This is a genomic window from Streptomyces griseoaurantiacus (assembly GCF_036189845.1).
Taxonomy (GTDB): domain Bacteria; phylum Actinomycetota; class Actinomycetes; order Streptomycetales; family Streptomycetaceae; genus Streptomyces; species Streptomyces griseoaurantiacus.
In genome coordinates this window covers 3,502,967-3,526,883 of sequence record NZ_CP108326.1, presented here as the reverse complement: position 1 = coordinate 3,526,883, position 23,917 = coordinate 3,502,967, and the positions used below count along the sequence as shown (strand labels likewise).

At 72.5% G+C, this 23,917-nt stretch carries 18 protein-coding genes, 4 tRNA genes and 1 other RNA gene; 12 read left to right on the top strand and 11 right to left on the bottom strand.

The genetic code is table 11. The annotated features are described in order from the left end of the window. Positions 1-81: 81 nt before the first annotated feature. The gene (locus OHB09_RS15700; RefSeq protein WP_006141427.1) at positions 82-489 is read right to left on the bottom strand and encodes a RidA family protein; all 408 of its coding nucleotides are present in this window, start codon (positions 487-489) and stop codon (positions 82-84) included. Between the two features lie 510 nt (positions 490-999). Here OHB09_RS15700 and OHB09_RS15695 point away from each other — a divergent pair. Then, positions 1,000-1,668: a DUF4232 domain-containing protein gene (locus OHB09_RS15695; RefSeq protein WP_006141428.1), complete on the top strand. Its 669-nt coding sequence runs from the start codon at positions 1,000-1,002 to the stop codon at positions 1,666-1,668. 45 nt (positions 1,669-1,713) lie between these two features. On the opposite strand, the gene OHB09_RS15690 is transcribed toward OHB09_RS15695, so the two are convergent. Both OHB09_RS15690 and OHB09_RS15685 read right to left on the bottom strand, forming a co-directional pair. Then, positions 1,714-2,061 carry a putative quinol monooxygenase gene (locus OHB09_RS15690; protein WP_006141429.1) on the bottom strand — a complete coding sequence of 116 codons (348 nt, stop codon included), beginning with the start codon at positions 2,059-2,061 and terminating at the stop codon, positions 1,714-1,716. 200 nt (positions 2,062-2,261) lie between these two features. Next, positions 2,262-2,349: transfer RNA gene (locus OHB09_RS15685), tRNA-Ser, on the bottom strand. 73 nt (positions 2,350-2,422) lie between these two features. Between OHB09_RS15685 and ffs the strand changes: the two genes are divergently transcribed. The 6 genes from ffs to OHB09_RS15655 all read left to right on the top strand — a co-directional run bounded on the left by ffs (position 2,423) and on the right by OHB09_RS15655 (position 11,957). Further along, an RNA gene (gene ffs, locus OHB09_RS15680) (signal recognition particle sRNA small type) lies at positions 2,423-2,519 on the top strand. A 208-nt stretch (positions 2,520-2,727) separates the two neighbouring features. Further along, positions 2,728-5,145 (top strand): DNA polymerase III subunit gamma and tau, encoded by a 2,418-nt coding sequence (locus OHB09_RS15675; RefSeq protein WP_191890494.1) that lies wholly within the window; start codon positions 2,728-2,730, stop codon positions 5,143-5,145. A gap of 240 nt (positions 5,146-5,385) precedes the next feature. Beyond that, entirely contained in the window at positions 5,386-6,642 is a 1,257-nt protein-coding gene (purD, locus tag OHB09_RS15670; protein ID WP_191890493.1) for a phosphoribosylamine--glycine ligase, read from the top strand. Positions 6,643-7,007: 365 nt separating this feature from the next. Beyond that, positions 7,008-9,029, top strand: a complete 2,022-nt coding sequence (locus tag OHB09_RS15665; RefSeq protein ID WP_319116694.1) for a hypothetical protein — start codon at positions 7,008-7,010, stop codon at positions 9,027-9,029. Positions 9,030-9,400: 371 nt separating this feature from the next. Further along, entirely contained in the window at positions 9,401-10,930 is a 1,530-nt protein-coding gene (locus OHB09_RS15660; protein WP_319116609.1) for a N,N-dimethylformamidase beta subunit family domain-containing protein, read from the top strand. A 127-nt stretch (positions 10,931-11,057) separates the two neighbouring features. After that, positions 11,058-11,957: a phosphoribosylaminoimidazolesuccinocarboxamide synthase gene (locus OHB09_RS15655; RefSeq protein WP_191853891.1), complete on the top strand. Its 900-nt coding sequence runs from the start codon at positions 11,058-11,060 to the stop codon at positions 11,955-11,957. A 67-nt stretch (positions 11,958-12,024) separates the two neighbouring features. Here OHB09_RS15655 and OHB09_RS15650 read toward each other — a convergent pair. From OHB09_RS15650 to OHB09_RS15615, 8 genes are all read right to left on the bottom strand, one after another. Next, a tRNA-Gly gene (locus OHB09_RS15650) sits at positions 12,025-12,100 on the bottom strand. A gap of 23 nt (positions 12,101-12,123) precedes the next feature. Beyond that, entirely contained in the window at positions 12,124-12,762 is a 639-nt protein-coding gene (locus tag OHB09_RS15645) for a response regulator transcription factor (protein WP_006141437.1), read from the bottom strand. Then, on the bottom strand, positions 12,759-14,231 hold the full coding sequence (locus OHB09_RS15640) for a sensor histidine kinase (RefSeq protein ID WP_328922120.1): 1,473 nt from the start codon (positions 14,229-14,231) through the stop codon (positions 12,759-12,761). The genes OHB09_RS15645 and OHB09_RS15640 overlap by 4 nt, the downstream gene beginning before the upstream one ends. A gap of 40 nt (positions 14,232-14,271) precedes the next feature. Further along, a complete protein-coding gene (locus tag OHB09_RS15635; RefSeq protein WP_374111872.1) occupies positions 14,272-15,150 on the bottom strand; it encodes an ABC transporter permease in 879 nt (292 codons plus the stop codon). A gap of 14 nt (positions 15,151-15,164) precedes the next feature. Next, positions 15,165-16,175 carry an ABC transporter ATP-binding protein gene (locus OHB09_RS15630; protein WP_328922119.1) on the bottom strand — a complete coding sequence of 337 codons (1,011 nt, stop codon included), beginning with the start codon at positions 16,173-16,175 and terminating at the stop codon, positions 15,165-15,167. Positions 16,176-16,365: 190 nt separating this feature from the next. Further along, positions 16,366-16,441 (bottom strand) — tRNA-Gly (locus OHB09_RS15625). Positions 16,442-16,520: 79 nt separating this feature from the next. Next, positions 16,521-16,592, bottom strand: a tRNA-Gly gene (locus OHB09_RS15620). Between the two features lie 239 nt (positions 16,593-16,831). Then, positions 16,832-17,149: a histone-like nucleoid-structuring protein Lsr2 gene (locus OHB09_RS15615; RefSeq protein WP_006141441.1), complete on the bottom strand. Its 318-nt coding sequence runs from the start codon at positions 17,147-17,149 to the stop codon at positions 16,832-16,834. 647 nt (positions 17,150-17,796) lie between these two features. Between OHB09_RS15615 and purS the strand changes: the two genes are divergently transcribed. From purS to purF, 5 genes are all read left to right on the top strand, one after another. Continuing rightward, positions 17,797-18,069: a phosphoribosylformylglycinamidine synthase subunit PurS gene (gene purS, locus OHB09_RS15610; RefSeq protein ID WP_006141442.1), complete on the top strand. Its 273-nt coding sequence runs from the start codon at positions 17,797-17,799 to the stop codon at positions 18,067-18,069. Then, positions 18,066-18,770: a phosphoribosylformylglycinamidine synthase subunit PurQ gene (gene purQ / locus OHB09_RS15605; protein ID WP_006141443.1), complete on the top strand. Its 705-nt coding sequence runs from the start codon at positions 18,066-18,068 to the stop codon at positions 18,768-18,770. The genes purS and purQ overlap by 4 nt, the downstream gene beginning before the upstream one ends. Then, positions 18,767-21,025: a phosphoribosylformylglycinamidine synthase subunit PurL gene (gene purL / locus OHB09_RS15600; protein WP_093590932.1), complete on the top strand. Its 2,259-nt coding sequence runs from the start codon at positions 18,767-18,769 to the stop codon at positions 21,023-21,025. The genes purQ and purL overlap by 4 nt, the downstream gene beginning before the upstream one ends. 127 nt (positions 21,026-21,152) lie before the next feature. After that, positions 21,153-21,950, top strand: coding sequence for a maleylpyruvate isomerase family mycothiol-dependent enzyme (locus OHB09_RS15595; protein ID WP_167792989.1), 798 nt, complete (start codon positions 21,153-21,155; stop codon positions 21,948-21,950). Between the two features lie 225 nt (positions 21,951-22,175). After that, positions 22,176-23,702 carry an amidophosphoribosyltransferase gene (purF, locus tag OHB09_RS15590; protein ID WP_006141446.1) on the top strand — a complete coding sequence of 509 codons (1,527 nt, stop codon included), beginning with the start codon at positions 22,176-22,178 and terminating at the stop codon, positions 23,700-23,702. Positions 23,703-23,917: the final 215 nt, after the last annotated feature.

The window sequence follows — 23,917 nt, the reverse complement described above, 5'->3', positions numbered from 1 at the left end:
TGCCGGGACCGCGCAGGCGGCCCGGCACCGCGGGCGTGCGCACGGCTGGGCACCGCGGGCGTGCCGACGGCCCGGCACCGCTCAGTCGAGGACGGCGACCGCCTCGATCTCGACCAGGTGCTCGGGCACGTCCAGCGCCGCCACGCCGATCAGCGTGGCCGGAGCCACCGGGACGTCCCCGAGCGTGGCACGGGCCCGGGAGATCCCCTCGATGAGCAGCGGCATCTTGTCCGGCGTCCAGTCGACGACGTGAACCGTCAGCTTCGCCAGGTCCGCGAAGGTGGCACCGGCCGCGGACAGGGCCGTGGCCAGGTTGACGTAGCAGCGCTCCACCTGGGCGGCCAGATCACCCTCGCCGACGGTGACTCCCTCGGCGTCCCAGGAGACCTGCCCGGCGACGTAGACCGTCCGCGACCCGGAGGCCACGGCCACCTGCCGGTAGACGTCGACAACGGGCAGTCCCTCGGGGTTCAGCAGGTCGATGGGCATGGCGTCCGCCTCTCAAGACTCTCCAGTGGTTACTGGGAAACCGTAGGAGAGTGCGGCCTGAACTGGAAGAACGCACTTTTTGGTGCCTGAGGCACCTCGAGGTGACCCAGCGGCCCGGCCGACCGGCGACGGGGTTGGGACCGGGGTACGGAGGCCCGGCGGCGGTGAACGTCCCGGTGGGCACGGCATCGGAACCCTTCTGACCCTCCGCACGAGCGCCGGTCGCGGCCGTGTGCCGCGGACGTCACAGAACCGTGCCGGGACACCACCCACCGCGCACGGACCCGGAACGGCGGTGGAACCCCTCGGGAACGGGCGTCCTGCCAGGACCGCCGGGTCGGGGCCCGGTGAGCGCCGCCGGACACCCGTACGCCGGCTGTAACAGGGGTGTATTAGCGGACGGGCGGCAGGAACGAGGCCCCGGAACGAGCCGCTCTAGGTGATCGGAAACGCCGCTCGGCCGCACCGCCGGACGGACACCCGAACCGACGACGAACTGAGGAAGACACCATGCGCGCTCAGAAGATCACCATCGCCGCCCTGGCCCTCGCCGCGGGTCTCGCGCTCACGGCCTGCCAGAACGACGACAACGCCATGGCACAGGGCGGCGGATCGGCCGCCTCCTCCGGATCCTCCTCGAACGGCGGCTCGACCAGCGGCTCGAACAACAGCTCGGCCCAGGGTGCCGCGAAGGGCTCCGTCGGCAAGGACTCGGCCGGACAGGCCACCAGCGGCCACAACGGCTCGGCCAAGAGCGGCGTCGCCAAGTGCCGCACCGACGACCTCGACATCACGGCCAACGACGCCACCATCACCGGCGACGAGAACAACACCGTCAACGTCACCTTCACGAACAAGAGCGGCAGGTCCTGCACGGTCGCCGGCTTCGCGGGCGTCGACCTCAAGACCAACGCGGGCAACGTGTCCGCGAAGCGCCAGGGCACGGCCGACCCCGCGGTCGTCCTCAAGAACGGCGACCACGACACCTTCTACATCTCCTACCCGGTCAACGACTCGGGCGGCTCCGGCGTCCGCATCACCGGCCTCGTGGTGACCCCGCCGGACGAGACGAAGTCGGTCACGCTCGCCTGGCCCGGCGCCGCCTCCCTCCCCGTCACGGACGGCTCCGGCACCTCCGTCAAGGTCGGTCCCATGGGCAGCGCCGGCCAGGGCGGCTGACCCCGCCCCGAACACACCGAGGCGCCCCACCTCACACGGGGCGCCTCACCGCGTCCGCCCTTCCGGCCGTCCACCGCCTGCCCGTCCGGCCGACCAGACGCCGAGCCCACCCACGACCGACACCTCCCGCCCGGTGAACTCCCCGGTCAGCATCGGCATCGCCCTGCCGATGGCGGCCTTCGTCTCCGGCAACTCCAGCGAAGCACTGTGGTGCTCCCTGCTCCGCCAGACCTCGCTCACCCAGATCGTCACGTCGTCGTCCTCGGCCACCCCCACGACGTAGAGCTCACACCCGGCCTCACGCAACCCGTCGGCCCCACTCAGCAAAATGGCCACGACCTCCTCGCGAAACCCGGGCCTGACCTTCATCGACCCGATGTACCCGTACCTCACGACACCTCCCTTCCCCCAGCACGAACTGCTGCGTACCGGACCCCGAACCCTGCCACCGCCCATTCGGACACCACAACGATCGGGCTTCCCCGGGCGCGCGGACGGAAAGCGCACGGACGGTGCGGGGGAAATGCAGCCGGACAACGACGAAGGGCCCCCTGTTTCCAGGGGGCCCTTCGACATCGTGCCCGGTGAGGCACTGGCGGAGGATACGAGATTCGAACTCGTGAGGGGTTGCCCCCAACACGCTTTCCAAGCGTGCGCCCTAGGCCTCTAGGCGAATCCTCCGCCGGGAACATTACATGACCGAGGGGAGTGGTTGCGAACTCGATCGGCGGGCCGGGGATCGGGTACGCTGGGCCTCAGCCCCTCACGCGGCGCTATCTGACTGAACTCCCCCAGGGCCGGAAGGCAGCAAGGGTAGGTCGGCTCTGGCGGGTGCGTGGGGGGTCTTTGGTTTTCGCCGGGCCTTCAAGACCGCCGGGCCTTCGGGACCTCTGGGCCTTCCGGGCTTCCGGACCCCCGGGTCTCCCGGCCCCCTGACTTCCCGGGTCCCCGTGTTCCCCGGCCCCGGCCACCGGCAGGACCGCATCGTGGCCGTCGGCGTGTGCGGGGTCTCCCCGGTGACGGGGTCCGTTGTCGGTGGGCGCCTATAACCTCGTAGGCGTGTCCTCTCTCGCGCTGTACCGCCGTTACCGCCCGGAGTCGTTCGCCGAGGTCATCGGGCAGGAACACGTCACCGACCCGCTGCAGCAGGCGCTGCGGAACAACCGGGTCAATCACGCGTACCTGTTCAGCGGTCCGCGCGGCTGCGGGAAGACCACCAGTGCCCGGATCCTGGCCCGCTGCCTGAACTGCGAGCAGGGCCCGACGCCGACGCCGTGCGGCGAGTGCCAGTCCTGCCGCGACCTCGCGCGCAACGGGCCGGGCTCGCTCGACGTGATCGAGATCGACGCCGCCTCGCACGGTGGTGTGGACGACGCCCGTGACCTGCGGGAAAAAGCCTTCTTCGGGCCCGCGAGCAGCCGGTACAAGATCTACATCATCGACGAGGCCCACATGGTCACGCCGGCCGGCTTCAACGCGCTGCTCAAGGTCGTCGAGGAGCCTCCGGAGCATCTGAAGTTCGTCTTCGCCACCACCGAGCCCGAGAAGGTCATCGGGACCATCCGCTCCCGTACCCACCACTACCCGTTCCGACTCGTGCCGCCCGGCACGCTGCGGGACTACCTGGGCGAGGTGTGCAAGCAGGAGGACATCCCCGTCGAGGACGGGGTGCTGCCGCTGGTCGTGCGGGCGGGCGCCGGTTCCGTGCGTGACTCCATGTCCGTGATGGACCAGCTCCTCGCCGGTGCCGGGGACGAGGGCGTGACGTACGCCATGGCCACTGCGCTGCTCGGCTACACGGACAGTTCGCTGCTCGACTCCGTGGTGGAGGCGTTCGCCTCCGGGGACGGGGCGGCGGCCTTCGAGGTGGTCGACCGGATCATCGAGGGCGGCAACGACCCGCGCCGGTTCGTCACCGACCTGCTGGAACGGCTGCGTGACCTGGTCATCCTCGCCGCCGTTCCCGACGCCGCCGAGAAGGGGCTGATCGACGCCCCCGACGACGTCGTCGAGCGGATGCAGGCCCAGGCGGGCGTGTTCGGCGCGGCCGAGCTGAGCCGCGCCGCCGACCTGGTCAACGAAGGGCTCTCCGAGATGCGCGGGGCGACCTCGCCCCGGCTCCAGCTCGAACTCATCTGCGCCCGCGTCCTGTTGCCCGCCGCCTACGGCGACGAACGGTCCGTCATGGCCCGCATGGACCGGCTGGAACGCGGGGTCGGCTTCGCCGCGGCCGGTGCCGGCCCCGCCATGGGGTACGTCCCTGGGCCCGGCGCCCACGGCGGACCCCACACCGGAGCACCGGCCGACGGTCCCCAGGCGGGGTACGGCGCGGGTGGCACAGGCGGCGCGGGGATGGTGCAGCAGGCGGGTCCCGCGCAGGGGCACGCCGCGCCCGTTCCGTCCGGCGGCAACGGTCCCGTGTCCGGTCCGGTCGGTGAGCCCCCGGCGGTGAGCGCCGTCGCGCCGTCGCCGCAGCCCGGTCCGACCGCCCCGCCGCAGGAGGTCCCCTCCGGCTCCGCCGGCGGTGCCGCCGCGCCCGGTGCCTGGCCCACCGCCGCGCCCACCGGCGCCGGCCGGCGTCCCGGTGGCTGGCCCACGACCGCGTCCACGGGGGGCGGCGGACAGCAGACGGGCGGTGCCGCCGCGGCCCCCGGTCCGCGCACGCCGGCGGCGGCCGCTCCGGCGCCCCCCGCCCCGGGTTCCGGGTCCGGCCCCGCTCCCGGTGGGCCGGACCCGCGGGTGCTCTGGCCCAACATCCTGGAGGCGGTCAAGAACCGCCGCCGCTTCACCTGGATCCTGCTGAGCCAGAACGCCCAGGTCACGGCCTTCGACGGCACGACCCTGCAGATCGGCTTCGTCAACGCGGGCGCCCGGGACAATTTCGCGAGCAGCGGCAGCGAGGAGGTGCTGCGGCAGGCGCTCTCCGAGCAGTTCCACGTCCAGTGGAAGATCGACGCGGTCGTCGACGGATCGGGCGGTTCCGGGGGCTCCGGCGGCTCCGGAGGACCCCTGGGCGGCGGATCGGGCTTCGGCCCCGGCGGCGCGATGCCCCCGGTCGGCGGCGGAGCCGGATACGGCGGCGGCACCGGGTTCGGCGGCGGAGGTGGTGCCGGGGCCGGCCTCCCGTCGGGCCCCGCGACCCCGCCCGGCCAGTCCGAAGGCCACGGCTCGGACGGGTACGGAAGCGGTGGCGCCGCAGGCCGGAGCGGCGGCGCCCTCGCCACCGCGCGCCCGGCCCCGGCGCAGGCCGCGCCCCCCGCGCCTCGACCGTCGGCCGGTCCCTCGGCCCCAGCGCCGGGGTCGTCCCCCTCAGCCTCGGCGGCCGCGGACCCCGCCCCGCGCCGGGCTCCCGTCGCGCCCGAGGACGACATGGCGGAGGAGGACGACCCCGACCTCGACGAGTCCGCGCTCTCCGGTCACGAACTGATCGTCCGCGAGCTGGGCGCGACCGTGATGGAGGAGTTCTCGAACGAGTGATTCGAACGGGTGGCACGGGGCGGAAGGGGCCGCCCGACCGCCCGCAAGGGTTGAGTACCGTCGCACGAGGGCGTGTTCCGCCGCCGGGGGACCCGCTCGGGGTCCCGCCCCGCACGCGCCCGCCCTGCGCCTCGGGTCGGCTCCGGGGGCCGCGGTTCGGGCGATCGTACGAACGCCGGCAGGTCCGCCTCTCGTCGCCCGGCACAAGGCCACAGGACCGCGCCCGTTAGGCTTCACCCCGTGAAGGTCCTCGTCATCGGTAGCGGTGCCCGCGAACACGCCTTGTGCCGTGCTCTGTCCCTCGACCCCCACGTCACGGCGCTGCACTGCGCCCCCGGCAACGCCGGCATCGCCCAGTTGGCCGAGCTGCACCCGGTCGACGCGCTCGACGGCAAGGCCGTGGCCGCGCTCGCCGAGGAGCTCGGGGCCGGGCTGGTCGTCGTCGGCCCGGAGGCCCCGCTGGTCGCGGGCGTCGCCGACGCCGTGCGCGAGGCGGGCATCCCCTGCTTCGGCCCCTCCGGGCAGGCCGCGCGGCTGGAGGGCTCCAAGGCGTTCGCCAAGGACGTGATGGCCGCCGCCGGTGTCCCCACCGCCCGGTCGTACGTGTGTACGACTCCCGAGGAGGCCGAGACGGCCCTCGACGCCTTCGGGGCGCCGTACGTCGTCAAGGACGACGGGCTGGCCGCCGGCAAGGGTGTCGTCGTCACCGACGACCTCGAGGCCGCCAAGGGGCACGCCGCCGCCTGCGAGCGCGTGGTCGTCGAGGAGTTCCTCGACGGACCCGAGGTGTCCCTCTTCGCGATCACCGACGGCGAGACGGTCCTCCCGCTCCAGCCCGCACAGGACTTCAAGCGCGCCTTGAACGGCGACGAGGGCCCGAACACCGGCGGCATGGGCGCCTACTCGCCGCTGCCCTGGGCCGAGCCCAAGCTGGTCGACGAGGTGCTGGCCACGGTGCTGCAGCCGACCGTGGACGAGATGCGCCGCCGCGGCACCCCGTTCTCCGGACTGCTCTACGCCGGCCTCGCGATCACCTCGCGCGGCGTGCGCGTGATCGAGTTCAACGCGCGCTTCGGTGACCCGGAGACCCAGGTGGTCCTCGCCCGGCTCAAGACCCCGCTCGCGGGAGTGCTGCTGGCCGCGGCCGACGGCACGCTCGCCGATCTCGCACCGCTGCGCTGGAGCGAGGAGGCGGCCGTCACCGTCGTCCTCGCCTCGCACAACTACCCCGGCGCCCCCCGGACCGGCGACCCCATCACGGGTCTCGACGAGGTCGAGGCCCAGGACGCCCCGCACGCCTACGTCCTGCACGCCGGCACCCGGCGCGACGGGGACGCCGTCGTGAGCGCAGGCGGCCGGGTGCTGTCCGTGACGGCCACCGGCGAGGACCTCACCCAGGCTCGCGACCGGGCCTACACCGCCGTGGCGCGCATCCACCTCGACGGCGCCCACCACCGCACGGACATCGCGCTGAAGGCCGCCAGCGGCGAGCAGTGACCGAGGACCGGCGCGCCCCGCTCCGGCGCGCGCCCGGTCCGGCCGGCCTCTCCCGACGCACCAGGGCCCCGGTTTCCCGACTCGACTCGGGCCCGGGGCCCTGGCATGTCGGGAGACGACGCCGAAGGCCCATTACCGGAAACCGCGTGCCGATGCACGCTCAGGTCACCCAGCTCTCCCCAAAGCCATTCCATCGAGTGACCGGTCCCCCATCCGGATGACGGGGCCGGAAGCCCCAACTATGGTGCCGCGCAAGCGTTCCGGCACTTGGCCCACCGGCATTGCGATGTCAGTGGCGGGTGCCACAGTGGGGGAGTGAGCAACGCACGCCGACAGGCAGGGGGTGACGTCCGGTCGTGACCGGTATGGGTGTGGAGGCGGGCGCGCACGCCGCGCGCTCCAGGGCACTGGCCGTGCTGCGGATCCGCAGCCGGGCGGTGGCCGTCGCCCTGCTGCCCGCCGCCGTCGCCGTCGTCCTCCTCGTGGGCGGTGCCGACGGCCGTCTGAGCGGCGGCGGCTGGTCCGCCGCGCGCGGTGCGGTCACGACGGTCGCCGTGGTCGCCCTGCTGTGCGGGGCGGGAATCGCCCTGGTCGTCGCCCGCGCCCGCCCGGCCGTGAGTCCCACGGTCCCGGTCGGCGAGAAGGCGGCGCCCGACCTGTACCGGATGGTGCGCGACCTCGCCGACCGCCTCGACGTGCCCGTGCCCTCGGCGATAGCCCTCACCCCGGACTGCGACAGCTGGCTGGAGGACCGCACCCACCGCGCCCACGGCAGGCCCCCGCGCACCGAAGGGGACGGCCCCGGGGAGGCGATACGCGGCGCACGGGGCATACGCGGCCGCCTGCGTGCCGCCTTCCGGACATCGGGCGGACCCGGCACGGAAGACGGCTCCCGCCGTGCGGACGCGGCACCGGTGCTCGTGATCGGCTCGCCCTTCCTGTGGTGGATGCGGGTCGGTGAACTCCGGGCGGTCCTCGCCCCGGTCGTCGCGGGTACGGGCCCCTCGGCCCACCCGGACATAGCGGCGGCCCGGCGCTTCGTGCGCGGCCTGGACGCGGCCGTGGCCGTGACCTCCGCCCCCGGGCGCGGCCCGCTGGTGCGGGCGGCGGGCGCCGGTGCCGGCTGGGTCGCCCGGCTGCTGCTCCGCAGTTGCCGGGGACACGCGGCGGAGATGGAGCGCGGGGTGGCCGCCGCGGCGGCGGAGCGGGCGCAGACCGTGGACTACGGGGTGCGGATCGTGGCCCAGGAGCAGGTCGGGCTGGCCTACGCGGGCTGGGACCGGCTGCTGACCAGGGTGGCCCTGCCGGCCTGGCGGATGGGCCGCTGGCCCTCGCGGCTGGACGCCGGGGTGGTGGCGGCACTCACCGAACTGTCGCGCCGGGATCGGCTGGCCGAGGGGTTCACCTCCCGGCTGGGCGAGCGACCCGCCTGCGACCTGCTGGAGGAACCGGGCACGGTCGACGAGGCGGCCTCGCTCCTGGCCGCCCGCCTCTTCCACGGCGGGCCCGCGGAGCCCGGCCCGGACTGGGCGCCGGTCGCCTGGCACGAGTACCCGGAAGAGGTCGTCGACCGGAAGTGGCGCGCGGACGCGGCCCGGCTGCACCGGGTTCTCGACGCGCTCGGCGTCCATCACCGTCCCGACACCTCCCGCCCGGACACCCAGGGCCCGACCCTCGCCCGTGTCCTGGACCACCTGACGGTGCCCGAGGCCGAGCGCGGGGGACACGGCTCGCCCGCCGCCGGCACCGAGGACCCGGACCCCGATCCGGGTGACCCGCCCGGCGAGGGCGCACCCGGCGGCGTACCCGACTCCGCACTCGCGGCCACCGAGGCCACCGAGGTCTCGGGTGCCGCCGATGCCGCCGACGGCGCCGATGCCACCGACGCCGGTGATGCCGGTGATGTCGTTGACGGCATCGAAGTCCTCGAAGGTGCCGACGCGGGCGGGAACGAGGACGAGGACGAGGCCGGTGGGGGCAGTGGGCCCGCCGCCGCGCTCGCCGCCGTTCTCACCGCCGAGGTGGCGCGGGAGGAGGCCGCCGCCGGGCCCGGTGCGGCACCGGCCGCCGGGCAGCAGGCGGGACCCGACCGGGACCTGCTGGAGGACGGCATGCTGCCCCTGTTCCCGCTCCAGCCCCCGCGCACCGGTCGGGAACTGCTCGCCGACCACGTCACCGCCCTGGTGTGCTGCGCGGCCATGGACACGGCAGGCGCCGTTCCGGGCCTCGACTGGCTCGACGGCCCCACGCTGCTCCTCCGGGGAAAGCGGGCGGCGGACCTGCCGCCGAGGGTGCGCACCCTGGTGGACACCGGAGACCCCGGCCCGTTGCGGGACTGGCTCGGCCGTTCGGGGGTACGCGCGGAGAAGCCGGTGCGGCTCGTCTGATCCGGACGGCCCTGGACCGACGAGGCCCCTCCGCCGACCCGCCACCCGCCGATCCCCCGAACCGACCGCCCACCTCCACCGACCGTCCCTCACCGGCCCGCTGTCCAGAGCCACCGCACGGCCCGAGGTACCCATCGCACCGCTCCGGCCGGTGAACCGCCACCGTGGACGGTCGTTCCCGTCGAAACGCGCCAACCGGACACCTCGTCTTCGCTTCTCGTCAAATTCACAACGAACGGTGACGGTGTGCGCGCATATTGTGATGTGCTTGGTCCGAACGCGTAGGCGGCATGAGCATTCGTCAGCTGACAGTGGCATAGGGCGCCGGGATCATCGGCGGAGGCGAAAAGGGCATGGGGGAGGGGCGGCGTATGGGATCGGAGCGGATCCGTCGCTGGGAGTCGGGGGCCCTCGCGCACGCCGTCACGGACCCCTTCGGCCAGGGGCCCCTCCCCTGGCTGCGGGGAGAGGAGTACTACTTCGGCGACACCGGCCAGGTCGTCCCCTGGTACGTGGACCCCGCCGCCGAGGAGACGGAGTACTACTCCGGCGGCCGCCGGACCGCCTCCGTTCCGGCCCCCCGCCATCCCTCCGGGCGCCCCGCCCGCACCTCGGGCCCCCGCTCCGCGGACGACGTGCGCGGCCAGATCAAGGGCTTCGCCTCGACCGGGGCGGTGGTGCCCGGTGAAGCCGTCGACTTCCACATCAGCGTCGACCCGCCGCAGGAGTTCGGCGTCGACATCTACCGGATCGGGCACTACGGCGGTGAGGGCGCCCGCAAGATGACCAGCAGCCCTCGCCTCTCCGGGATAGTCCAGCCCCCGCCGCTCGCCGCCGAGCGCACCGTCTCCTGTCACCACTGGTGGCTGTCCTGGCGGCTCCAGGTCCCCAGGGACTGGACCACCGGCGCCTACGTGGCCGTCCTGACCACGGCCGACGGGCACCGTTCCCACGTGCCGTTCACCGTGCGCGACACCCGCCCTGCCGACCTGCTGCTCCTGCTGCCGGACGTCACCTGGCAGGCGTACAACCTCTACCCGGAGGACGGGCGCACCGGCGCCAGCCTCTACCACGCCTGGGACGAGGAGGGCCGGCTGCTCGGCGAGTCCGAGGCGGCCACCACCGTCTCCTTCGACCGCCCCTACGCGGGCGCGGGCCTCCCGCTGCACGTCGGCCACGCCTACGACGTCATCCGCTGGGCCGAGCGCTACGGCTACGACCTCGCCTACGCCGACGCTCGCGATCTGCACGCCGGACGTGTGGACGTCACCCGCTACCGGGGCCTGGTCTTCCCCGGTCACGACGAGTACTGGTCGGCGAACATGCGGCGGGCCGTCGAGCTGGCCCGGGAGTGCGGCACCTCGCTCGTCTTCCTGTCCTCCAACTCGATGTACTGGCAGGTGGAGCTGGGCCCGTCCCCGTCCGGCACCCCCGACCGGCTGCTGACCTGCCGCAAGCGGCAGGGGCCCGGCCGGCCGGTGCTCTGGCGGGAGATCGACCGACCGGAGCAGGAGGTCCTCGGCATCCAGTACCAGGGCCAGGTTCCGGAACCGCGCCCGTTGGTCGTGCGCAACCCCGGCCACTGGCTGTGGGAGGGGGCCGGCGTCGGTGACGGCGAGGAACTCGCGGGCCTGGTCGCGGGTGAGGCCGATCGCTACTTCCCGCGCGCCCCGCTCCCCGCGCACGAGGAGCGCATCCTGCTCGCGCACTCCCCCTACCGGGATGCCGAGGGTGTCGTGCGTCACCAGGAGACCTCCCTGTACCGGGCTCCCTCCGGCGCACTGGTCTTCGCGTCCGGAACCTTCGCCTGGTCCCCGGCACTGGACCGCCCCGGGCACGTCGACGCCCGTGTCCAGCGCGCCACCGCCAACCTCCTGGACCGCATCTGCAAACGGGAGTAAACGTTTCGTGGGCCGTTTCCCCCGCCCCGCGCCGGCCGCGTTACGGTCTCCGCCCGTCCACCCCGGCCGAAGCCGGGGTTCCGTATACGGGAGAATCGGAGCCATAGGACAGAACCGGGGAGGAACCGTGTCCGGATTCGTGGAAAAGCCCGAGCCCGTCCAGGTGCCGGGTCTGGTGCACCTGCACACCGGCAAGGTGCGCGAGCTGTACCAGAACGAGGCGGGCGACCTGGTGATGGTCGCCAGCGACCGCATCTCCGCGTACGACTGGGTGCTCCCCACGGAGATCCCCGACAAGGGCCGCATCCTCACCCAGCTGTCCCTGTGGTGGTTCGACCAGCTCGCCGACCTCGTCCCGGGACACGTCCTGAGCACCGAACTCCCCGCCGGCGCCCCCGCCGACTGGCGCGGCCGCACCCTGGTCTGCAAGTCGCTGCGCATGGTGCCGGTGGAGTGCGTGGCCCGCGGATATCTGACCGGCTCCGGCCTGGTGGAGTACAACGCGTCCCGCACGGTCTGCGGCCTCGCCCTCCCCGAGGGCCTGGTCGACGGCTCCGAGCTGCCCGCGCCGATCTTCACCCCGGCCACCAAGGCGGCCGTCGGCGACCACGACGAGAACGTCTCCTACGAGGAGGTCGCCCGCCAGGTCGGCGCGGACACCGCAGCCCGGCTCCGGCAGGCCACCCTCGCCGTCTACGCCCGGGGGCGGGCCATCGCCCGCGACCGGGGCATCCTCCTGGCCGACACCAAGTTCGAGTTCGGCTTCGACGGAGACGAACTGGTCCTCGCCGACGAGGTCCTCACCCCCGACTCCTCCCGCTTCTGGCCCGCCGAGGAGTGGGAGCCGGGCCGCGCGCAGCCCTCGTACGACAAGCAGTTCGTGCGCGACTGGCTGACCTCGCCCGCCTCCGGCTGGGACCGCACCGCCGAGCAGCCGCCCCCGGCCCTGCCGGACGAGGTGGTCGAGGCCACCCGCGGCAAGTACGTGGAGGCCTACGAGCGTCTGACGGGCGTCCGCTGGAACTGAGGTTCCCGAAACTCTCCGCACCACGAGGAAGGCCCCGGTCCTGAGGACCGGGGCCTTCGCTTCTCATTGGAGCGGACGACGAGGTTCGAACTCGCGACCTCAACCTTGGCAAGGTTGCGCTCTACCAACTGAGCTACGTCCGCACTGCGCCGTGGCGCGGGAGCAACTATACCCAACCGTGCTCGCGCGCGAGACGCACCGCCGCATGCCGGTTCTCCACCCCCAGCTTGGAGACCGCTGAGGACAGGTAGTTCCGCACGGTCCCCTCCGCCAGCGCCGCCCGCTCGGCGATCTCCGCGACCGGAGCCCCGTCGGCGGCGAACTCCAGTACCTCCGCCTCCCGCGCGGTCAGCGGCGAGTCCCCGGTGGAGATCGCGTCGGCCGCCAACTCCGGGTCGATGTAACGGTTTCCCGCGTGCACCGTGCGAATGATCTCCGCGAGTCGCTGGGCGCTCACCGTCTTCGACACGAACCCGCGGACCCCCGCTTCCAGGGCGCGCTTGAGATGTCCCGGCCGGCCGTGACTGGTCACGATCAGCACCCGGCAGCCGGGCAGCTCGTGGCGCAGGGACGTGGCCACCTTCACACCGTCCGCCCCCGGCATCTGCAGATCCAGCACTGCCACGTCCGGACGGTGCGCCCGGGCCATGGCCAGCGCCTCGGGCCCCGTTGCGGCCTCGGCCACCAGCAGCAGGTCCTCCTCCAGCGCCAGCAGCGCGGCCAGGGCGCCCCGGATGAGGTGCTCGTCGTCGGCGAGCAGCAGCCGGACGGGGGCGCCGGCGGGCGGAGGCGGTACGGACGTCACGGGGCGACCTCGCTCAGTGAGGACGGAACGGTTCTGGTGTCGGACGAGGACGAGGCCCCCGCGTCAGGGGCACGCGCCCCGGAACACGCGCCGCCGTCCCGGGAGGACGAGGAGGACGAAGGGGGCGAGGAGGATGAGGAGGACGAAGGGGGCGAGGACACGGAGGATGAGGAGGACGGTGCCGGCAGTGGCACCTCCGCCGTGAGCCGGAAGACCCCCTCCCCGGCGGGCCCGGTCCGCAGGGTGCCCCCGATCTCCGCCAGCCGCTCCCGCAGCCCCACGAGACCGGATCCCCGGCCCGGGGAACCGTCCGCCGGGAATCCGTGCCCCGTCTCCGTGTCCGCGCCGGAGCCGGGCCGCGCCTCCGCGACCGGCGCCCCGTCGTTCTCCACCGACAGTTCGATCCGGTCCCCGGCCGTCCGCAGCGCCACCGTGCACCGCTGAGGGTTCCCGTGCCGCAGCACATTCGTCACCGCCTCGCGGACCACCCAGGCGAGCGCCGACTGCACCGGGACGGGCAGCCCGGCCGCCGGCGGACCGGTCACCGTGCAGTCGATGCCGGCGGCCGTCAGCACACCCCGTGCCCCGGAGAGCTCGACGCCCAGGTCGGCCTCACGGTAGCCGCGCACCACCTCGCGGACCTCCCGCTGCGACTCGCGCGCGATGCGCTGCACCTCTATCATCTGCGCCTCCGCCTCCGGACGGCCGCGCCGGGCCAACTGCACGGCGAGTTCGCTCTTGAGCGCTATCACGGCCAGGTTCCGGCCCATCACGTCGTGCAGATCGCGGCCGAAGCGCAGCCGCTCTTCGGCGACGGCGAGCCGGGCCTCCACCTCCCGCGAGCGCTCCGCGTCCCACAGCACCGACAGCGTCCACGCCCCGCAGCGTGAGCCGAGCGTCGCCAGCCCGGCGCCGAAGACGGTGAGCGCCGCCGTGAAGAGCACCTCGCCGAGATCCGCGCGCAGCAGCCCGAACACCACCATGAGCACGGCGCCGAACAGCAGGGAGTGACGCAGGTAGGTGCGCATCGGCACGACCATGGCGTAGACGCTCCCGAAGGACAGCAGGACCGCGCCCAGGGAGAGACGGCAGCCCCACGGGGCGACCGCGTCCAGGCCGTGGAGCAGTCCTATCAGCACCAGGGCCAGGCCCAGCAGGGCCACCGGCGCCCACAGGGCGCGCGGCCGGAGCGGGGCCCGTTCCAGATAGTGGTCGAGGGCGGGGCGCACCAGGCGGTTCGCCCACACGATCTGCAGGATGCCGACGAGGAGCAGCGAGGCGGCGAGCAGCCGCGGCAGGAGACCGGTCCGGACGCCCCCGAGCAGCGGCAGCGCCATCCACGTGACGGCGAACACCCAGGGCAGGACGCGCCACATGATCACGGACTGCAGTTCGACCCGCGCCGCCTTGCTCTTCGCGTACCATGCACGCTGCCAGCTCCGCACCGGCCTCGGTGTACGTAGCGCCACCCCGTTCCTCCCTTCCTCCGGCTCCGTCGGCCCGTACCGTTCAGCGGCGCGGGTCCCAGCGGAACCATCGTCGTACGGCCCAGAGGGCCAGGACGATCCAGAACCCGGCCACCGCCACCGACTCCAGCGTCTCGTATCCCGACAGTTCGCCCGTCCAGCCGCCGCGGACGAGCCGGATGGCCGGGGAGAGCGGCAGCAGCTCGCAGACGGCGGAGACCTTCTCGGGCAGTACCTCCAGCGGGACCGTCATGCCCGAACCCAGCATCGAGACGAACACCAGCGGCAGCGCCGTGACCTGCGCGCTCTCCACGGTCCGGCTGAGGCTGGCCGTCAGTGCGGCCAGTGCGGTGGAGAGCACCAGGCCCGTGAGCAGCCCCAGTACGGCCAGGTGCGGGGCGGGGGGCGCGGGCAGGTCCAGCAGCACCGTGCAGCCGACGGCCACGAGCACGGACTGCGCCAGGCCCGTGCAGAGCGCGGGCAGCGCGGTCCCGGCCAGGATCTCCGCGTCCTTGAGCTCGCCGGTGCGCAGCCTCTTGAGTACCAGTTCCTCGCGGCGGGCGGCGAAGACGGTCACCAGGGAGGTGTAGACGGCGAAGAGGAAGGAGAAGCCGATCGCGGAGGTCAGCAGTACCGGGCCGATGGTCAGCCCCTGGGCCTTCAGATCGACCTCGTCCAGCGCGGGCCGGATGCTGAACGGGAGCGCGAGGGGGACGAGTACCGCGGTGACGATCACGCTCTTGGTGCGTATCAGCAGGGTGAGCTCCGCCCGGGCGAGGGCGCGCAGCCGCCCTGGGGAGGTGGTGCCACCGCCACCGAGGCGCCCCCCGCTCCTGCCGCCACGACTGCCGCGCCCGTCGTGACCGCTGTCCCCGCCGCTGGAGCGTTTTGTCCGGCCCGCAGTGGCCGCGCCCGTGCCCATGCCCGTATGCGTGCTCATGCCGCCGCCCTCTCGGTCGAGGTTCCGTTGCTCCTCGTGTCCGCCGCCTCGTGACCGGCTGACTCCCCCCGTGACCTGGCCGTCTCCCGCTCGGCTATGCGCAGGAACGCCTCCTCGAGCGAGGCCGAGCGCACGTCCAGCCCTCGCAGCGCGACACCGGCGCGGTCGGCCCAGAGCAGCAGGGCGGTGGCGGTGCGCTGCAGTTCCTCCGTACGCAGCAGGACCGTACGGCCTGATGTCTCGTGACCCGTCACCCCGAGTTCGGCGAGCGGCGGCAGGTCTCCGAGGAAGAACCCCTCGGGCAGCTCGAAGGAGATCCGGGACGGCTGGGCGGCGGTGACCTCGGCCGGGGTGCCGCTCGCGGCGATGCGGCCCTCGTGGAGTATCGCCAGCCGGTCGGCCAGTGCCTCGGCCTCCTCCAGGTAGTGCGTGGTCATCAGCACGGTGGTGCCTTCCTCGCGCAGGGCGCGCACCAGGTCCCAGGTGTCGCGGCGGCCCTCGGCGTCCAGTCCGGTCGTGGGCTCGTCGAGGAACAGCACCTCGGGGCGGCCGAGCAGGGCGAGCCCCAGGTCCAGTCGGCGCTTCTCGCCGCCGGAGAGCTGTTTCACCCGGATCGTGGAGCGCCGGGTCAGCCCGACCATGTCCAGAACCTCCGTGGCGGGCCTGGCGCCGCTGGTGCAGCCGGCCCACAGCCGTATCGTCTCGGTGACCGTCAACTCGTTGGGGAAGCCGCCCTCCTGGAGCATGACGCCCGTCCGCGGACGGACGGCGGCGCGCTCGGTGTGCGGATCGTGGCCGAGTACGCGTATGCGGCCGGCCGCCGGGGCCGCCAGGCCCTCGAGGAGTTCGACGGTGGACGTCTTGCCCGCGCCGTTGGTGCCGAGGAGCGCGAAGAGTTCGCCGCGGCCCACCGAGAAGGTGATGCCGCGCACCGCTTCGAACCCGCCTCCGTAGACCCGCCGCACGTCGGTGACGTCAATCACTTCTTCGCGCTCGTCCGTGTTCATGCCTCCAGCCTTCCGGCCGTCGGGCCCCGGGGGCAGTGCGAGGTGTCATGAAGCCGTATGACAAATGTCAGATGGCCACCGGGGCCGCACACGGGCGCACGCGTGAAACCGCACGCCGCACGCCGCACGACGAACGCCACGCCGCACGACGAAGGCCCCGGTCCTCAGGACCGGGGCCTTCGTTTCTCTCTGGAGCGGACGACGAGGCTCGAACTCGCGACCTCAACCTTGGCAAGGTTGCGCTCTACCAACTGAGCTACGTCCGCATTGCCCCCGACCGGCTCTCACCGATCGGTGCGGCACCAGCCTACCTGATCCACAAGGGGCATCGATCCGGCGGTGCAGAGCGGGTGACAGGAATTGCACACTGCGCCTCCCCCTTGGAAAGGGGGTGTTCTACTACTGAACTACACCCGCATGTACTCCGTGAGCTGGGCCTTTCGGCCTTGCCCCTCGGCGTGCTCCAGACTCTAGCTGATCAGCAGGGGTGGTGCGCAAGTCGGTTGGCGCCGGGGGCGCGTGACCGGCCGTCGGCCGGCTCCCATACGCCGCGGAGGCACCTCCGGAGGGGGCCGGGAAGACCGCGAAGAGAGGCCGCGGAAGACGCCACGAGGGACGCCAGGACCGCTCTCACGGCGTCCCCGGCGCCCCCGCCCTCACTGAGCCTCGGCGAACGCCTCGTACACACGCTTGGGGATCCGGCCCCGGGCCGGCACGTCCATCCGGTTGGCCTGCGCCCAGGCCCGGACCGCGGCCGGGTCGGGGGCGACCACGGTCTCGCGGTAGGCCTTGCCGGAGCGGGCCCGCTTGCGGCCGGCCTCCACGTACGGCGCGAGCGCCGTCCGCAGCTTGTCGGCGTTCGACTGGTTCAGGTCGATCTCGTACGACATGCCGTCCAGTCCGAAGGCGATCGTTTCGGCCGCTTCCGAGCCGTCGATGTCGTCAAAGAGCGTCATTACGACACGCTGCGCCACGAATATCGGTCCCTTCGTGCGACATCTCGGACTCGCGGGTGCTGCGATCGCGTCCGGCGGATGTCGGCTGTCCGGCTGCTATGGGAGTGGATGTGCTCGGGTGGCTGTACTTGGTGGGTCCGCGTGAGCGGATGTACTTGTGCGGGTGTACTCGGTGGAGTGCCGACCGGCACCGGCCCATTAGTCGACACCGGTTGCCACTGGTTGACACCGCGACTTTCGGTGCCATTGGTCGGCGCCTTTGGACAAAGTATCGGCTATTGCCATTTCCTTTGTACAGGGCCCGGCAATGCGGTGGGCAGAACGACTAAATCCGCCCGCGTGTCTCCGCGCAATAGGAACCACTGCACGATGCTTGATCTTTCCCTGATCTTTTCGCGGACCGGGCGGCCGACACCGGATCGTGACACCGATCACCTCGATTCCGTGACGAAGTGTCGGCGGACGGTTCGCGGGACGGTGAGGGAAAGTTCCCCGCGGCCGGTGAGCGAGTGGCGAGCGAGCGGTGAGTGGGCGGTAAGCGGGCGGTGTCCGGGCGGGTCCGAACCGGGGGACCCATTCCGTAGATTCCTACGAATCTACCCGCGTAGAAATTTTGTACAGGTAGTCTGAAGGGACCTGCTCAGCACCACACACCGGGAGTGCCAGTGGCACGCGTCGTAGTCGACGTCATGCTCAAGCCGGAGATCCTCGACCCCCAGGGCCAGGCGGTGCAGCGCGCACTGCCGCGGCTCGGTTTCGAGGGCATCTCCGACGTACGTCAGGGAAAGCGATTCGAACTCGAGGTGGACGGGCCGGTCGACGACGCCGCCCTCGCTCGGATCCATGATCTCGCGGAATCCTTCCTCGCCAACACCGTGATCGAGGACTTCACCGTCAAGGTCGAGTCCTCGGACGTGGTCGCGGGAGCCGCGAAGTGACCGCTCGTATTGGCGTCGTCACTTTCCCCGGCAGCCTCGACGACCGGGACACGCAGCGCGCGATCCGCGTCGCCGGCGCCGAACCCGTGGCGCTCTGGCACAAGGACAAGGACCTCAAGCAGGTCGACGCCGTGGTGCTGTGCGGCGGTTTCTCCTACGGCGACTATCTGCGCGCGGGCGCCATCGCGCGCTTCTCGCCGGTGATGGACACCGTGATCGACCAGGCGAAGGCCGGACTCCCGGTGCTCGGCATCTGCAACGGCTTCCAGATCCTCACCGAGGCCCACCTCCTGCCCGGCGGGATGCTCGGCAACGACCACCTGCACTTCATCTGCCGCGACCAGAAGCTGCGGGTGGAGAACGCGGACACCGCCTGGACGGCCGACTACGCGTCGGGCCAGGAGATCAGCATCCCGCTCAAGAACATGGACGGCCGTTTCGTCGCCGACGCGCGGACGCTGGAGGAGCTGGAGGCCGAGGGCCGCGTCGCCTTCCGCTACGTGGTCGACGGCGAGGCGAACGAGGGCTACGGCAACCCCAACGGCTCGCTCAACGACATCGCGGGCATCACCAACGCCGCGGGCAACGTCGTCGGCCTCATGCCGCACCCGGAGCACGCCGTGGAGCCGCTCGTCGGCAGCGGCCGCACCGACGGTCTCCCCTTCTTCACGTCGATCCTCAAGAAGCTGGTCAGCGCATGAGCAAGACACCTCTGGACACGGTCGAGCACGCGGCCGCGACCCCCGATGTCGAGCTGCCCTGGGCGGAACTCGGTCTGAAGAAGGACGAGTACGAGCGCGTCGTCGAGATCCTGGGCCGCCGCCCGACCGGCGCCGAGCTCGCCATGTACTCGGTGATGTGGTCCGAGCACTGCTCGTACAAGTCCTCCAAGGTCCACCTCCGCCAGTTCGGCGAGAAGGCCCCCGAGAACGACGCGATGCTCGTCGGCATCGGCGAGAACGCGGGCGTCGTGGACGTCGGCCAGGGCTACGCGGTCACCTTCAAGGTGGAGTCGCACAACCACCCCTCCTACGTGGAGCCCTACCAGGGCGCGGCCACCGGCGTGGGCGGCATCGTGCGCGACATCATCGCGATGGGCGCGCGCCCGGTCGCGGTCGTGGACCCGCTGCGCTTCGGCGCGGCCGACCACCCCGACACCAAGCGCGTCCTGCCGGGCGTCGTCGCCGGCATCGGCGGCTACGGCAACTGCCTGGGCCTGCCGAACATCGGCGGCGAGGTCGTCTTCGACGCCTGCTACCAGGGAAACCCCCTGGTCAACGCCGGTGCCATCGGTGTGATGCGGCACGAGGACATCCACCTGGCCAAGGCTTCCGGCGCCGGCAACAAGGTCATCCTCTACGGGGCCCGGACCGGTGGCGACGGCATCGGCGGCGCCTCCATCCTGGCCTCCGAGACCTTCGACGACGCCAAGCCGTCCAAGCGCCCCGCCGTCCAGGTCGGCGACCCCTTCCAGGAGAAGCTCCTCATCGAGTGCACCCTGGAGGCCTTCGCCGAGAAGCTGGTCGTCGGCATCCAGGACCTCGGCGCGGCGGGCCTGTCCTGCGCGACGAGCGAGCTGGCCTCGAACGGCTCCGGCGGCATGCGCGTCACCCTGGACGACGTCCCGCTGCGCGACTCCACGCTCTCGCCCGAGGAGATCCTCATGAGCGAGTCGCAGGAGCGCATGTGCGCGGTCGTCGAGCCGGAGAAGGTCGACCGCTTCCTCGAGATCTGCGAGAAGTGGGACGTCATCGCCACCGTCATCGGCGAGGTCACCGACGGCGACAGGCTGGAGATCTTCTGGCACGGCGGCAAGATCGTCGACGTGGACCCGCGCACCGTCGCCCACGAGGGCCCGGTGTACGAGCGCCCCTACGCCCGCCCCGACTGGCAGGACGCGCTCCAGGCGGACGGTGCGGAGAAGCTGCCCCGGCCGGTGACGGCGGAGGAGCTGAAGGACCAGGTCCTGAAGCTGGTCGCCTCCCCCAACCAGGCCTCCAAGAAGTGGATCACCCAGCAGTACGACCACTTCGTGCAGGGCAACACCGTCCTCGCCCAGCCCGAGGACTCCGGCATGATCCGCATCGACGAGGAGTCCGGCCTCGGCGTGGCCCTCGCCACCGACGGCAACGGCCGGTACGCCAAGCTCGACCCGTACACGGGCGCGCAGCTGGCCCTCGCCGAGGCCTACCGCAACGTGGCGACGACCGGCGCCAAGCCGCTCGCCGTCTCCGACTGCCTGAACTTCGGCTCGCCCGAGGACCCGGCGGTCATGTGGCAGTTCGCGGAGGCCATCCGCGGTCTCGCGGACGGTTGCCAGCAGCTCGGCACGCCGGTGACCGGCGGCAACGTCTCGCTGTACAACCAGACGGGCGAGGCGGCCATCCATCCCACCCCGGTCGTGGCCGTCCTCGGCGTCATCGACGACGTGACCCGCCGCACCCCGGTCGCCTTCCAGGAGGAGGGCCAGCTCCTGTACCTCCTCGGCGACACCCGGGAGGAGTTCAGCGGTTCGGCCTGGTCCCAGGTGATCCACGACCACCTCGGCGGGCTGCCGCCCAAGGTGGACCTGGAGCGCGAGCGGCTGCTCGGCGAGATCCTCATCTCCGCCTCCCGTGACGGCATGGTCGACTCCGCGCACGACCTGTCCGACGGCGGCCTGATCCAGGCGGTCGTCGAGTCGGCGCTGCTGGGCGGCAAGGGCGCGCGACTGGTCGTCCCGGACGGCCTGGACGCGTTCACGTTCCTGTTCTCCGAGTCGGCGGGCCGCGCGGTCGTGGCCGTGCCGCGCTCGGAGGAGCTCCGCTTCACCGACATGTGCGGGGCGCGGGGCCTGCCCGTCACCCGTATCGGCGTCGTGGACGGTGACACGGTCGAGGTGCAGGGCGAGTTCGCGCTGCCCCTGGCCGAGCTGCGCGAGGCGCACGAGGGAACGATTCCCGCGCTGCTCGCGTAACCGCTGCCGCGCCCACGTACGTCGAGGCCCCGCCCGGACCTGAGCCCCGGGCGGGGCCTCGGCCCTTGCCGGGCCCCGGGTGGTCCTCGGACCCCCCGCCGGGGCGGGCCCCTCTACGCTCACCCCCATGCCGCCCGCCAAGAAGCGCCCCCGCGCCTACGACCCGGTCCGGACCCGTACCGCCGTCCTCGCCCAGTTCGGCCACGTCCGCACGGCCGTCCGCACGCTCACCCCCGCACAGCTGTCCGCCCCCACCCGCCTCGGCACCTGGACCGTGCGGGACCTCGCCGCACACCTCACCATGGCCGTGGAGAGCGTCACCCTCGCCCTGGAGCGGCCCGCCCCGGCCCGCGCCGAACTGGGGCCCCTGGACTACGCCTGCGCCACCGCCCGCCATGCCGAGGCCATCGCGGAGGGCAGCCACACCCTCGCCGAGGCCAACCCGGACCTGGACGCCCTCTACGCACGCGTGACGGAGCGCCTGGAGCGGGCCCTCGAGGGCACCCTGCCGGGCCGCCTCATCACCACTCGGGCGGGCGGCATGACCCTCGCCGACCACCTGGTCACCCGCACCGTCGAGCTGGTCGTCCACACCGACGACCTCAACGACGCCGTCCCCGGCCTCGACGTCCCCCTGGACCGCCAGGCCCTCGCCGCCTGTACCCGGCTGCTCGCGGACACCCTCGCCGCCCGCGCCCCCGGCGCCTCCACCGAGGTCCGGGTGCCGCCGTTCGCCGTCGTGCAGTGCGTGGAGGGCCCCCGGCACACCCGCGGCACCCCGCCCAACGTCGTGGAGACCGACCCGCTGACGTGGATCCGGCTGGCCACCGGCCGCACGGACTGGCGCACCGCGCTCTCCACCGCGAAGGTCAGCGCGAGTGGCGAGCGCGCCGACCTGGGCGGACTCCTCCCGCTGATGAGCTGAGGACCCGGGTGTGCGACGGCTCACTCGCGAGCCCCGCCCGCGCCCCCCGCAGCGGCCGGCGGCCACGGGACGGCGACAGCGGCTGCGCTCGGTGTTTTGCCTGGTCAGAGGCGTCTGGTGGCGCATGCAGGGGTGGGGGCGGGGCCCGTCGGAGGGCCGGGGCACCGCCGCCCGGCGAGCGCATCGGATTCGGACCAGTGCGCGATCTCGCCTACACTCGATCGCGTGCCACGTGGTGACGGACGACTCAGTCATGATCTGCTCCCCGGTGAGAAAGGCCCCCAGGACGCTTGTGGCGTCTTCGGTGTCTGGGCTCCGGGCGAAGAGGTCGCCAAACTCACTTACTTCGGGCTGTACGCCCTGCAGCACCGGGGCCAGGAGTCCGCGGGCATCGCGGTCAGCAACGGCTCCCAGATCCTGGTCTTCAAGGACATGGGCCTGGTCTCCCAGGTCTTCGACGAAGGTTCCCTCGGCTCCCTCCTGGGCCACATCGCGGTCGGTCACGCCCGCTACTCGACCACCGGTGCCTCCGTGTGGGAGAACGCCCAGCCGACGTTCCGCGCCACCGCGCAGGGATCGATCGCGCTCGGGCACAACGGCAACCTCGTCAACACGGCCCAGCTCGCCGAGATGGTCGCCGACCTGCCCAAGCAGGACGGCCGTACCCCCAAGGTGGCGGCCACCAACGACACCGACCTGATCACCGCGCTGCTCGCGGGCCAGGTCGACGAGGACGGCAAGCCGCTGACCGTCGAGGAGGCCGCCGCCAAGGTGCTTCCCCAGGTCCGGGGCGCCTTCTCGCTCGTCTTCATGGACCAGCACACGCTGTACGCCGCCCGCGACCCGCAGGGCATCCGCCCGCTGGTCCTCGGCCGGCTGGAGCGTGGCTGGGTGGTCGCCTCGGAGTCGGCGGCCCTCGACATCTGCGGCGCCAGCTTCGTACGGGAGATCGAACCGGGCGAGTTCGTCGCCATCGACGAGAACGGCCTGCGCACTTCCCGATTCGCGGAAGCGAAGCCCAAGGGCTGCGTCTTCGAGTACGTCTACCTGGCCCGTCCGGACACCGACATCGCCGGGCGGAACGTGTACCTCTCGCGCGTCGAGATGGGCCGCAGGCTGGCGAAGGAAGCGCCCGCCGAGGCCGACCTCGTCATAGCCACGCCGGAGTCCGGGACCCCCGCCGCCATCGGCTACGCGGAGGCCTCGGGCATCCCGTTCGGCGCCGGCCTGGTGAAGAACGCGTACGTCGGCCGTACGTTCATCCAGCCCTCCCAGACCATCCGACAGCTCGGGATCCGGCTGAAGCTGAATCCCCTCAAGGAAGTCATCAAGGGCAAGCGCCTGGTCGTCGTCGACGACTCGATCGTGCGCGGCAACACCCAGCGGGCCCTGGTGCGGATGCTGCGCGAGGCGGGTGCCGCCGAGGTGCACATCCGGATCTCCTCCCCGCCGGTGAAGTGGCCCTGCTTCTTCGGCATCGACTTCGCCACCCGTGCGGAGCTGATCGCCAACGGCATGTCCATCGACGAGATCGGCACTTCGCTCGGCGCGGACTCCCTGGCCTACATCTCCATCGACGGCATGATCGAGGCGACCACCATCGCCAAGCCGGACCTCTGCCGGGCCTGCTTCGACGGCGAGTACCCGATGGACCTGCCCGACCCCGAACTCCTGGGCAAGCAGCTCCTGGAGACCGAGCTGGCCGCCGGGCCCGCCGGCACGGCCGCCAGCGACGCGATCCGCCGCCCGTAGGCACCCCGGGGGCCGCCGCGGCCCGCCGCTCACCGTCGAGCCGGCACCGCGCGCGTCCCGGGGCCACCGGGCCCTCCCACGGCCCCTCCCCGGGGCCCCGGCCCCCTTCCCCCACCGAGATCGCCCCACCGCTTCACCGATCTCTCCAATATTCCCTCTCCACGCTTTCCGAGCTCTCCGAGCTCTCCGAGCTCTCCGACCTTTCCGAACGCCGT

Coding starts and splice junctions, on each gene's coding strand:
- purL (WP_093590932.1), top strand. CDS start 18,767: ATGAGCAAGACACCTCTGGACACGGTCGAGCACGCGGCCGCGACCCCC.
- OHB09_RS15700 (WP_006141427.1), bottom strand. CDS start 489: ATGCCCATCGACCTGCTGAACCCCGAGGGACTGCCCGTTGTCGACGTC.
- OHB09_RS15635 (WP_374111872.1), bottom strand. CDS start 15,150: ATGGGCACGGGCGCGGCCACTGCGGGCCGGACAAAACGCTCCAGCGGC.
- OHB09_RS15695 (WP_006141428.1), top strand. CDS start 1,000: ATGCGCGCTCAGAAGATCACCATCGCCGCCCTGGCCCTCGCCGCGGGT.
- OHB09_RS15660 (WP_319116609.1), top strand. CDS start 9,401: ATGGGATCGGAGCGGATCCGTCGCTGGGAGTCGGGGGCCCTCGCGCAC.
- OHB09_RS15595 (WP_167792989.1), top strand. CDS start 21,153: ATGCCGCCCGCCAAGAAGCGCCCCCGCGCCTACGACCCGGTCCGGACC.
- OHB09_RS15630 (WP_328922119.1), bottom strand. CDS start 16,175: ATGAACACGGACGAGCGCGAAGAAGTGATTGACGTCACCGACGTGCGG.
- OHB09_RS15665 (WP_319116694.1), top strand. CDS start 7,008: ATGGGTGTGGAGGCGGGCGCGCACGCCGCGCGCTCCAGGGCACTGGCC.